General features: G+C 72.6%; 13 protein-coding genes and 1 riboswitch. Of the genes, 8 read left to right on the top strand and 5 right to left on the bottom strand.

The window, feature by feature from the left end; all coding sequences use genetic code 11:
• Window positions 1-37: 37 nt before the first annotated feature.
• Window positions 38-757 (bottom strand): response regulator transcription factor, encoded by a 720-nt coding sequence (locus VFL99_RS13435; protein ID WP_325106874.1) that lies wholly within the window; start codon window positions 755-757, stop codon window positions 38-40.
• 27 nt (window positions 758-784) lie between these two features.
• Here VFL99_RS13435 and VFL99_RS13430 point away from each other — a divergent pair, with 27 nt between their 5' ends.
• From VFL99_RS13430 to VFL99_RS13420, 3 genes are all read left to right on the top strand, one after another.
• On the top strand, window positions 785-1,057 hold the full coding sequence (locus tag VFL99_RS13430) for a MoaD/ThiS family protein (protein ID WP_325106877.1): 273 nt from the start codon (window positions 785-787) through the stop codon (window positions 1,055-1,057).
• A gap of 15 nt (window positions 1,058-1,072) precedes the next feature.
• Window positions 1,073-1,891, top strand: coding sequence for a hypothetical protein (locus VFL99_RS13425; protein WP_325106873.1), 819 nt, complete (start codon window positions 1,073-1,075; stop codon window positions 1,889-1,891).
• A gap of 144 nt (window positions 1,892-2,035) precedes the next feature.
• Complete coding sequence (locus VFL99_RS13420; RefSeq protein ID WP_325106872.1) at window positions 2,036-2,539, top strand: heme-binding beta-barrel domain-containing protein; 504 nt, start codon at window positions 2,036-2,038, stop codon at window positions 2,537-2,539.
• 15 nt (window positions 2,540-2,554) lie between these two features.
• On the opposite strand, the gene VFL99_RS13415 is transcribed toward VFL99_RS13420, so the two are convergent.
• The gene (locus VFL99_RS13415; RefSeq protein ID WP_325106871.1) at window positions 2,555-3,064 is read right to left on the bottom strand and encodes an OsmC family protein; all 510 of its coding nucleotides are present in this window, start codon (window positions 3,062-3,064) and stop codon (window positions 2,555-2,557) included.
• Between the two features lie 218 nt (window positions 3,065-3,282).
• Window positions 3,283-3,375, bottom strand: a riboswitch (SAM riboswitch).
• A gap of 132 nt (window positions 3,376-3,507) precedes the next feature.
• A complete protein-coding gene (locus VFL99_RS13410; RefSeq protein ID WP_325106870.1) occupies window positions 3,508-4,554 on the bottom strand; it encodes an LCP family protein in 1,047 nt (348 codons plus the stop codon).
• A gap of 68 nt (window positions 4,555-4,622) precedes the next feature.
• Here VFL99_RS13410 and VFL99_RS13405 point away from each other — a divergent pair, with 68 nt between their 5' ends.
• Complete coding sequence (locus VFL99_RS13405; protein ID WP_325106869.1) at window positions 4,623-5,030, top strand: Fur family transcriptional regulator; 408 nt, start codon at window positions 4,623-4,625, stop codon at window positions 5,028-5,030.
• 11 nt (window positions 5,031-5,041) lie between these two features.
• The gene (ygfZ, locus tag VFL99_RS13400) at window positions 5,042-6,103 is read left to right on the top strand and encodes a CAF17-like 4Fe-4S cluster assembly/insertion protein YgfZ (protein ID WP_325106868.1); all 1,062 of its coding nucleotides are present in this window, start codon (window positions 5,042-5,044) and stop codon (window positions 6,101-6,103) included.
• 42 nt (window positions 6,104-6,145) lie between these two features.
• Here the strand turns inward: ygfZ and VFL99_RS13395 are convergent, their stop codons facing one another.
• Both VFL99_RS13395 and VFL99_RS13390 read right to left on the bottom strand, forming a co-directional pair.
• Window positions 6,146-7,300: a hypothetical protein gene (locus VFL99_RS13395; RefSeq protein ID WP_325106867.1), complete on the bottom strand. Its 1,155-nt coding sequence runs from the start codon at window positions 7,298-7,300 to the stop codon at window positions 6,146-6,148.
• Window positions 7,301-7,459: 159 nt separating this feature from the next.
• Entirely contained in the window at window positions 7,460-8,716 is a 1,257-nt protein-coding gene (locus VFL99_RS13390; RefSeq protein WP_325106866.1) for a TIGR04086 family membrane protein, read from the bottom strand.
• A gap of 148 nt (window positions 8,717-8,864) precedes the next feature.
• Between VFL99_RS13390 and VFL99_RS13385 the strand changes: the two genes are divergently transcribed.
• The 3 genes from VFL99_RS13385 to VFL99_RS13375 all read left to right on the top strand — a co-directional run bounded on the left by VFL99_RS13385 (window position 8,865) and on the right by VFL99_RS13375 (window position 10,340).
• On the top strand, window positions 8,865-9,290 hold the full coding sequence (locus VFL99_RS13385) for a helix-turn-helix domain-containing protein (protein WP_325106865.1): 426 nt from the start codon (window positions 8,865-8,867) through the stop codon (window positions 9,288-9,290).
• On the top strand, window positions 9,274-9,861 hold the full coding sequence (locus tag VFL99_RS13380; protein WP_325106864.1) for a hypothetical protein: 588 nt from the start codon (window positions 9,274-9,276) through the stop codon (window positions 9,859-9,861). The genes VFL99_RS13385 and VFL99_RS13380 overlap by 17 nt, the downstream gene beginning before the upstream one ends.
• A 146-nt stretch (window positions 9,862-10,007) precedes the next feature.
• Window positions 10,008-10,340 (top strand): hypothetical protein, encoded by a 333-nt coding sequence (locus tag VFL99_RS13375; protein WP_325106863.1) that lies wholly within the window; start codon window positions 10,008-10,010, stop codon window positions 10,338-10,340.
• Window positions 10,341-10,417 lie beyond the last annotated feature (77 nt).

Below are 10,417 nucleotides of genomic sequence, written 5' to 3'. Positions count from 1 at the left end.
GGGCACTGACGACCCCGTCGGTGGCGTTTCCCCCGGTTCAGTCGGCCGGACTCGCCACCGACGGGGTCGTCAGTCGTGCGGGGTGCGGCGTGGCCGGGATGAAGCGGTAGCCGACGTTGCGGACGGTCCCGATCAACGCCTCCCGGTCGGGCCCGAGCTTGGCGCGCAGCCGCCGCACGTGGACGTCCACGGTCCGGGTACCGCCGAAGTAGTCATGGCCCCAGACCTCGCGCAACAGCTGTTCGCGGGTGAACACCCGCCCAGGGTGCTGGGCAAGGTACTTCAGCAGCTCGAACTCCGTGAAGGTCAGGTCGAGCAGCCGCCCGCCCACGCGCGCCGCATAGGTCGCCTCGTCGATGGTGACGTCGCCGGCGCGGATCGGTTCCTCGGCCGCGTCCGGGTCCGCCCCGGCCCGGCTCACGGCCAGGCGCAGCCGGGTCTCCACCTCCGCGGGACCGGCGGTGTCGAGCAGCACGTCGTCGAGGCCCCAGTCGCCGTTCACCGCGGTCAGCCCGCCCTCGGTCAGCACCGCCAGGAGGGGGACCGACAGCCCTCCGGTGCGCAGCACCCGGGCCAGCGACCGGGACCCGGCGAGGTCGCGGCGGGCGTCCAGCAGGAGGACGTCGGCGGAGGGCGCGTCCAGCAGCGCCGTGGGTGCGGCCTCGAGCACGGCCACCTCGTGGGAGAGCAGCCCGAGCGCGGGGAGCACCTCCGCTGAGCGGGTCGGCAGGTGGGTGAGCAGGAGCACGCGCGCCACGCCGTGCAGGATAGTGGCGTGACCGGTATGCCGAGCAGTCCTCACCAGCAGACGGACACCACCCCTGTGGTCACCGTCCGCTACTGGGCCGGTGCCCGGGCGGCGGCCGGGGTGGACGTCGAGCAGCTCACCGGTGGCAGCGTGGCGGAGGTGATGGAGGCGGCGGTGCGGGCGCACCCGCGGCTGCGGGACGTCATACCGGTCTCCTCGGTACTGCAGGACGGGCGCGCCGCGGCTCCCGGGGATGCCGTCGAGTCGGGCGCGGTGCTGGAGGTCCTGCCTCCGTTCGCCGGGGGGTGAGGCATGATGCGCGGTATGCCGGAGCAGCTCGACGGCGGCGAGGCGGCCGCAGCGGAGCCGGCCGGGGGGTCGGGGGAGACACTCACCAGCCTGCGCAGCGGGGCCCTGGTGGTCGTGGGTGCGCTGGTGACCGCCGGCCTGGTCGCCGCCTCGGTGTATGCCGGCCCCGGGATCGCGGCGCTGGTCGTCGCCGCCGGTGGGGCGGTGCTCGCCTGGGGGTGGCCGGGGATCCTGGACCTGCCCAGCCCCCGCGGCACGAGCGGTGTCCTGCTGCTCGCCGCGCTCGCCGTCGCGGCGGCCGCCTTCCTGACCGCGGACGCGCCGCTGCTGCGGCTCGTGCCCGCCGCCGTCGCCGGTGCGGTGCTGCTCACCTTCGTGCACCAGCTCCTGCGTCGGGACGGCCGGCCGCGGCTCGTCACGACGGTGGCCGGGACCCTGACCGGCATCGCCGCGCTCGCCAGCGGGGTCGGCTTCGTCGGGCTGTCCCGGTTGCCGCACGGCGACGGCGTGGCGGCCGTCGCGGTCATCGGGGTCGCGGCCGGCGCGCTGCTGGACCACCTCCTCCGGGGTGAGGCGCTGCGGGCCTGGCTGCTGCCGCTGGAGCTCGTGGTCGGTGCGGGACTGGCCGTGGCCCTGTCGGTCGCCGTCGCGGTGCCATGGGGGGTGGCGCTGCTGCTCGGCGTCGTGTGCACCGGGGTGAGCCACGCCCTGCGGCGTGTCGTCACCGCGCTGCCGGCGCTCGTCGCGGCCCGTCCGCAGCTCGCCGCCGGAGTGACCACCGTGCTGCTCGACGGGGTCGTCGCCTACCTCGTGTGCCGGGCGCTCCTGCCGTGACCTCCCGTCGCCGGGACACGCGGCGGCGATCGCTACGATCGGGGCCGTGACGCTCTTCTACGACGGCCTGCTCATCTTCATCACGCTGCTCATCACCTGGTTCGCGTGCTACGTGGTCTACCGGGTGAAGAACAGCGCGCGCTGATGCCCTTCGAGATCGACCCGGACCTGCCCCACGAGCTGGCGCCCCTCGCCTGGCTCGTCGGCAGGTGGGAGGGTGCCGGCGTGGTCGGCTACCCGACGATCGAGTCGGTCCGGTTCGGGCAGGAGATCATCTGCACCCACGACAAGCGCCCGTTCCTGGAGTGGCAGAGCCACACCTGGCTGCTGGACGAGGACGGCCAGATGGTGCGGCCGCTGGCCACTGAGCTGGGGTTCTGGAGGCCGCTGCCCTCGGGGGAGATCGAGCTGCTGCTCACCCACAACACCGGGATCGTCGAGCTGTATGCCGGCCGCCGGGACCCGGACAAGCCCGTCATCGAGCTGGCCACCGACGGGGTCATGCGCAGCCCCGCCGCCAAGGAGTACACCGCCGGCAAGCGCCTCTACGGCTTGGTCGAGCAGCGCCTGATGTGGGCCTTCGACATGGCCGCCATGGGCCAGCCGGTCACGAGCCACGCCTCGGCCGAGCTCAAGCGCGTCGCCTGAGCCCGGCCGGCTCGGTCAGAGCAGCGTGAAGGAGCCCCGCACGGGCACGGTCGCCCGCAGGTTGTCGAGCACCGGGCAGTGCTCCTCCACGGCGTCCACCAGCTCCTGGTAGCGCTCCCGGTCCTCCGGGCCCTCCAGCCGCACGGCGACCTCGATCTGCTCGAACCCGGGGCGCACGTCGTCGGCGGTGCCGAAGAAGCCGCGCAGGTCGAGGTCCCCGCTGAGGTCGACCGCCACGTGGTCCACCTCGATCCCGAGCTTCTGGGCCCAGACCTGGAAGCTGATCACCTGGCAGGCGCCGAGTGCCGCCAGCAGGTGCTCCACCGGGTTGGCGCCCAGGTCGGTGCCGCCGAGTGCCTCCGGCTCGTCGATCGTGAAGGCGTGGTGGCCCGCGTCGATGCGCACCTCGGTGGCGGTGCCGGGCACGAGCCGCGCCGCCACGCGCGGGGTGATGCGCTGCGGCTCGGACTGCGTCGTGGTGTCAGGGGCGGTGGTGGTGCGGTCGATGGTGTCGGTCACGGACATGGCTGTGCTCCTGTCGTGGTGCGAGGATGAGGGCGGGGCGGCTGCGAAACCCGTGTTACCGCAGCCGATGGAGCGGAATGCGCTGAGGCGCCAGCTGATTCAGCCGGATTCGCACTCAGCGGCAACGTCGGCGACAGATCGCCGCCGCCGTGCGGCACAGGTCGATGTGCCGACGCCGCACGTGCCAAGGGTTGTGTCGCAGCGGGTCTCGCACGGTGCCTCCATCGCTCTTGGCGGTAGCACCCGCGCCCGTCCCCGGGGGGTTGCTGCGACGTCGTCGAGCCAAGTCTCTCGGTCGCTCTGGATAGGTGGCAGCACCGTAGGACGCGGAGGCCGCGATCCGCACGAGGCATTCACCATGTGGACGGCACACGGTTTGGACGGCGGTGCGGGGCACGACAAGGGCGACGGAACGGGCCTGTCCCGACGGCGAACTCAGGGACTCAACCCTCGGGGTTGGCCCGTTCGTAGGCGCGGACGTCGTCGTTGCGCAGCGCGTCGGACAGGTCCCGCATGCGTTGCTCGTCCATGACGACGATGGAGGCGCCCGTCGAGGTCGTGCCGAATCCGACCCACGGAGCCGTGACGAAGGTGACGTCCTCCGAGTGCAGACCGCGCAGGGAGAACGCCAGCGAGATCATGTCGCGCGTGGAGAAGTCCTGGTCGACGGTGAGGTTCTCGGTGCCGGCGTCGAGGAAGCGCATCAGGGTCACCGGGTTGGCCAGCACGTCCTTGCTCAGTCCCTTGAGGAGCAACGCCTTGATGAATGCCTCCTGGCGACGACCCCGGGAGATGTCCCCCAGGCTCAGCTGGTGGCGCTCCCGGACGAAGGCCAACGCCTGCTTCCCGTCGAGGTGGTTCCACCCGCGGTGGATCACCGTGCGCTCGTTGCTGGCCTCCTCGGCGTAGACCGTCACGCCGCCCACCGCGTCGGTCATCCGCTCGAACCCGGTGAAGCCGATGAGCCCGACGTGGTCGATCGGCACATCGATCAGCTGGTTCAACGTCTTGACCAGCAACGGGACTCCGCCGTAGGCGTACGCCGCGTTGATCTTGTCCTTGCCGTGCCCGGGGACGTCGACGTAGAGGTCCCGTGGGAAGTGAATCAGCTGCACGCTCTTGTGGTCCGCGGCGATGTGGACGAGCACGATCACGTCGGAGCGGCCGTTGCGGATCTGGTCGCGGCTGTCGGAGCCGACGACCAGGAGGTTCTGGGCGCCCTTGGCAGCAGGCCGAATCCGCACTGCGTCCGGACCAGCGGCGGAGTTGCCCGAGGTCAGGGTGTGCCCGTTGTCGGTCGCTGTGACGGGCGGCAGCAGCGGGGCATGCTTGACCTGGGACGCGACAGTGAGACCGGCGAAGGCGAGATAGCTCGCGACCATCCCGATCACCAGCAGGAACACGGCAATGACGACGACAACGGCGAGGTTCCGACCTCGATGGCCCCCGGTTTCCCCCACCGTGCTGACGTCTGAAAATTCGTCCAGCACGTTTTCGACGGTAGGGCGGTTAGGCTCGAGATGTGCGCGATATCGGAAAATCCCTCCGGGAACGCGGCATGCGGATGACACCGCAGCGGCGGCGCATCCTCGACGTGGTGGGCGGCCTGGGCCACAGCACCCCGGACGCCATCGCCACGGAGCTGGAGCGCAGCGGTGAGGCGGTGCCCCTGTCCACGATCTACCGGACCCTCGAGGCACTCGAGCGGCTCGGCGTGGTCACGCACACCCACCTCGGGCACGGCTCGCCGACCTGGCACCTCGCCGAGCACGCCGACCACCTGCACCTCGTCTGCCAGAACTGCGAGCGGGTGATCGAGGCCGACGTCACGGTCGCCGCGGGGCTGGGGGGGAATCTTTTGGAGCGCTACGGCTTTGTCGCTGACGTGCGGCACCTCGCGGTGCACGGATGGTGTGCCGAGTGCCGCAGCGAGCACGACCCGCAGCAGCCGGGCGAGCAGGCATGAACGAGGAGACGATGACCACTTCCCCCAGCACGTCCACCGACGCCCCTGCCGAGACGGCCCACCCGGTCAGCCCGCTGCTGCAGCGGCCCGGGGCCGTGGCCGACGAGGGCCCCGACGCCGGCGTCGCCGCCCACTACGGTGACCCGCTGCGCGAGCAGCGGCTGCTCGCCGAGGGCCTCGCCGCCGTCGACCTGTCCCACCGCGGTGTCCTCACCGTGACCGGGCCGGACCGGCTCAGCTGGCTGCACTCGCTCACCACCCAGCAGCTGACCGACCTGCCGCCACGGCACTCGACCGAGGCGCTGATCCTGACGCCCAAGGGCCGGATCGAGCACGACCTGCACGTCGTGGACGACGGCGAGACGACGTGGATCACCGTCGAGCCGGGCGCCGCGGCCGCGGCCGCGGCCTGGCTGGACTCGATGCGCTTCATGCTGCGGGTGGAGGTCCACGACGTCACGGCCGACTTCGGCGTGCTCGGCGAGCCGATCGGCGCCGAGATGGCCGAGGGAGAGCCGGTGGCGTGGGTGGACCCGTGGCCCGCGGTGGTCGGTGACAGCACGGCATACAGCGATGTCGCCGAGCACCCGGGCACGGAGCGGGTCTGGCGTGAGCTGGTCGTGCCGCGGGACCGACTGGCGGAGGCGGTCGGTGACCGGCCGCTCGCCGGCGCGTGGGCCGCGGAGGCCCTGCGCGTCGCCGCGTGGCGGCCACGACTCGGCCTCGAGACCGACAACCGCAGCATCCCGCACGAGCTGGACTGGCTGCGCACGGCGGTGCACCTGCACAAGGGCTGCTACCGCGGGCAGGAGACCGTCGCGCGCGTGAAGAACCTCGGCCGGCCGCCGCGCCGGATCGCGTTCGTGCACCTCGACGGGTCGGGGCACGTGCTGCCGGACCGGGACTCCGACGTCGTGCTCGACGGGCGCACCGTGGGGCGGCTCACCTCGGTGGCCCGGCACTTCGAGGACGGCCCGATCGGCCTGGTCGTGGTCAAGCGCAACACCCCGACCGACGCGGACTTCGTGATCGGTGGGGTGAGCGCGGCGCAGACCGAGATCGTGCGCCAGTAGCGGCGCCGGCGCGGCCGCACGGGGCGGGCACCGCGTGGTGGCTCAGATCGCGTAGGGATAGATCAGGACCGCGTAGGCGCTGTACCAGCAGGTGACGAGCCCGCCGCCGAGCAGCAGCACCGTGAGGTGCGGCAGCCGCTCACGGGCGAGCCGCGCCGCGATCGGGGCGAGCAGCGGGAAGGCGGGCATGAGCAGCCGGACCCGCGAGTTCATGATCCCGTCGCTGCCGAGCACCTCCAGCAGGATCAGCCCGCTGTAGAGCAGCACGGGCCACGGCTGGCGCTGCCGCACGCAGATGACGAAGAGCACCACGGCCGCCGTCATCGTGGCGACCGTGACCACGTCGAGCAGGGCCGGCGCATCGCGCAGCGTCTGGAGGACGTAGCGTGCCGTGCCCACCCCGAAGTCGACGTGGGTGCCCCAGCCCTCTCGCTGCACCGCGAACCACGCCATCGGCCGGCCCATCCGCAGCCCCACCCACGCGACGTAGCCGACGAACCCCAACGGCGCGAGGAGCGCGGCGAGCCAGCTGCGCCAGGAGTCCCGCCCCTCGACACAGGCCACCACGGCCGCGGCCACCACCGCACCGGCCACGGCGAGCCCGGTGGGGCGCACCAGACCGGCGGCGCACGCGAGCAGCCCGGCGGCCAGCCACCGTCGCTCCAGCAACAGGGCGAGCCCCCACGCGGCCAGCGCGCAGAAGAGCGCCTCGGTGTAGACCATGAGCAGGACCACGGACATCGGCGCCAGCGCGAACACCGCGACGAGCACCAGCGCGCGCTGCCCCCGCAGGCCGGGCAGGTGCGGTGCCAGCCGGACCAGTCCCAGCGAGGCGGCCAGGCCCGAGAGCCACGAGACCAGCAGCCCGGCCCACAGAGCAGGTATGCCGAGAGCGGCCGAGAGCAGCGCCATGAGACCGGGCAGCCCCGGGAAGAAGGCGGGGGAGTTGGGGACGCGGTCACCGGAGACGACGTCGTAGCCGTGGGTGGCGATCGCCAGGAAGTGCCGCCCGTCCCAGACGGCCAGCGTGGGCAGCAGGTCACGGTGCCGGGCAACGGCGAGCGCCGCGACGACCAGCAGGCAGAGCAGCTGGCCGCCGACGTGGACCGCGAGGGTCCGCGCCGGCAGCGGCAGCCCACGCAGGCGCTGGCTGACCCGGTCGCCCACGAAGCCGGCGCGCGACGCGGTGCTGCTCACGGTTCTGAGCCTACGTTCCGCTCCGGCGAGTTCAGGCCACCGCGGCCGCCCGGGTCGCGCCGACGCTCCTGGGGGCGGTCGGGCGGGCTGGAGGCATCGATCGTTGTGCGCTGGTGGCCGCTCCAGCAGCCATCAGCGCACAACGATCGTGGACGGCGATCAGTGGGGGAGGCCGGCGCGGTCCACGCGGCGGTGGAAGCTCATGCCCCACAGGCCGCCGAGCAGGGCGCCGATCAGGCCGGCGATGGCCACGACGATGAGCGCGCCGATGCCCCACCGGGTCACGCCGACATCGATCGGGATCCGCGGGAAGTTGTTGAGCAGGCCGAGGATGTCGTACTGCGTCCCCGCGAAGTGGGCGATCGCGGTGATGATGACCGCGACGACCAGCCCCCAGAGCCAGACCAGACCGCCCTGGCGGATGCCGTTGAAGCGGGCCATCCGCCCCGCGACATAGCCTCCCCCGAGGTAGGCGAGGAACATGATGATCAGCAGCACGATCGTGCCGCCCCAGCCGATGGTCTTGGCCGTCTGACCGGTGGTGCGAGTCACGGCCGGGATGCTCGTGGCGGGGTTGGCGCCGAAGGCCGTGCCGATGGCCTCGGTGAGGGCCGTCATCAACACGGCCAGGCCGGTGGCGGCCATCCAGCCGAAGAAGCCGGTCGCGATCCGTGCCCCGCCGAACCGGTCGCGCTGTCGCGCCATCACCGTGTCACGGTCGTTCACCGTCTCGGTGTCGTCGGCCACGTCACGGTCGCGGCGGCTGTAGCGGTTGTCGGCTGCCGCGAGTTCGGCGTCCGAGCGATCGTCATCGGTCCGCCGGTCGTCCTCCCGCGCCTCGTGGCGTCCCACGAGTCCCGCGCCCGCGGCGCCGGCTGCTGCGCCGGCCCCTGCAGTTGCGGCGGTGTGGGAGTGGTCGCCGTGGCTGCGGTCGTCGTCGTATCGGTCTCCGTAGCGGTCATGGCCGTAGCCGGCCTCGTCGCCGGCCGTGCGGTCACTCGGGCCGGCGCCCGTGTCGGCAGGACGCGCGCTCGCGGCGCCCGTGTCGGCAGGACGTGCGCTCGTGGTGCCCGGGTCGGTCGGACGTGCGCTCGTGGTGTCCGTGCTGGTCGTGCCGGTCGTGCCGGCGCCCGTGGTGCCCGCACCGTCCGTGCCGTGCTGGGTGTCGTACTCGGTGCCCGCGGTGGCGACGTTGCGCGGCGGGGTCGTGGTGCCGGCCAGCCCGGCCGCGCCGGTGCCGGTCGATCCCGCGCCGGCGCGCGTCGCGCCTCCGCCCTGGTGTCCGCGGGTGGGGCCGTGGTGTCGGCGCCCGAAGCCGGTGAGGCGTTCGGCGAGGGTGCGGTGGTCGTGGGGCTCGTCCGGCTCGCTGCTCGGCAGGCTTCCTCGGTTGCGGCCGGGGTCAGGGGTGCTGCTCATGGTGGTCCCCTCCTTCTGGGTGGGTCCGTCAGGGACGTCCCGTACCCACCTGCCGCGCGGACACGCCCCTCACCTGCGAAATCGTCGGTGAGCCACCTCACGCTTGCCGAGTTTGCATTGTGCTAACTAGAGCAAGCATGATGGAGACGTGAACCCGATCCCCCACGTGTCAGAGCTGGGCGCCTACCTGCGCGAGCAGCGCCAGGGTGCACACCTGTCGCTGCGCCAGCTCTCGGAGCTGGCGGGGATCAGCAATCCCTACCTGTCCCAGATCGAGCGCGGGCTCAAGAAGCCGAGCGCCGAGATCCTGCAGCAGCTGGCCAAGGGCCTGCGCATCTCGGCCGAGTCGCTCTACGTGCGCGCCGGCATCCTCGAGGAGCGGGTGGAGGGTGCCGAGCGCCCCGACGTGGCGACGGCGATCCTGGCCGACCCTCGGCTGACGGACCGACAGCGACGGGTGCTGCTCGACGTCTACGCCTCGCTGGTCGGGGACGACCCGGCGGGCACCCACCACACGACCACCGATCCCCGCGATCACCCCACCGAAGGAGACAACCATGACTCTCTTGCATGACCTGACCAAGGACCTGACCAAGGACCTCAGCGGCTTCACCAAGGCGCTGCGCGACGCCCGCCCGGTCTACGCCGCCGTCGGCGCCACCGACCTCGCCGTGGCGCAGGTGCGCAAGGCCCGCACCCGGGCCGAGCAGCTGCGTGCGGAGCTGACGCGTGAGGACCTCCGCCGCCGCGCCGACGAGCTCGCCGGGCAGGCCCAGCAGGTGCCGAACGAGGCCCTCAGCCGGACCGCGCTCGCCGCCGGGCAGGCCCAGGACACCTACGCCGACCTCGCGCGCCGCGGCCAGGAGCTGGTGGCCCGGCTCCGCCGGCAGCAGTCCACCAAGGACCTGTTCGCCCACGCGGACACCGTGATCGCCCAGGGCAAGGGCGCGGTCACGACCGTGCGACGCGCCGTCGGCGACACCGAGCAGGAGGTCCAGCGTGACGTGAAGCGGACGGCGACGACGGCACGCAAGCGCACCGCCAACACCAAGCGCGCGACCCGCGCCACCGCGACGAGCACGCGCAAGACCGCCACGGCCGCCAAGAAGGCCGGCAAGGACGCTGCGGGCAAGGTCGGCGACTGACCTCCCCGACCGCACCGGCACCCAGCCCCGGGCTCCACGGCCCGTGGCCACACCCGCGCCCTCGGCGCCCGCTGTGGCCGCGGGCCGTTTCGGTCGGCACGATGGAGAAGGCGGCGCGCCCGTCGACCGCCGGAGGAGGTAGCCCCATGAAGGTGAGCAGGGAGCAGGTGCTGGAGTTCCTGCACGAGCGCAGCCAGGACGATGTCGCGCACGATGCCGAGCAGAACCTGCCGGACCCGGTCGACACGGAACGGGACCGGGGACTGCTCTACGAGTACGGCATCGAGGTCGCCGACCTCGCGACGCTGGGCATGGAGGAGTCCGCCGAGGTGACCCCGTCCGAGGACATCAGCAGGGATGACCGGACCCCCCAGCGGGAGGCCACGGTCACGCACGAGCACCCGACCCACGCAGGCCAGTCGAGCGACCAGACGGCCGGTGCGGCGGTCAAGGCGTCCGGCGAGGAGGACAGCGCCTGATTCCTGTCGCTTCCCGAAGCGTTCCGCGCCGCGCACGAGCGTTGCCGCGAGACGCGAACCGCCTTGCGCATCAAGCG

The organism is Segeticoccus sp. (genome assembly GCF_035708005.1).
The sequence above is the reverse complement of the archived record's forward strand: the minus strand, read 5'-3'. Positions and strand labels throughout refer to the sequence as shown.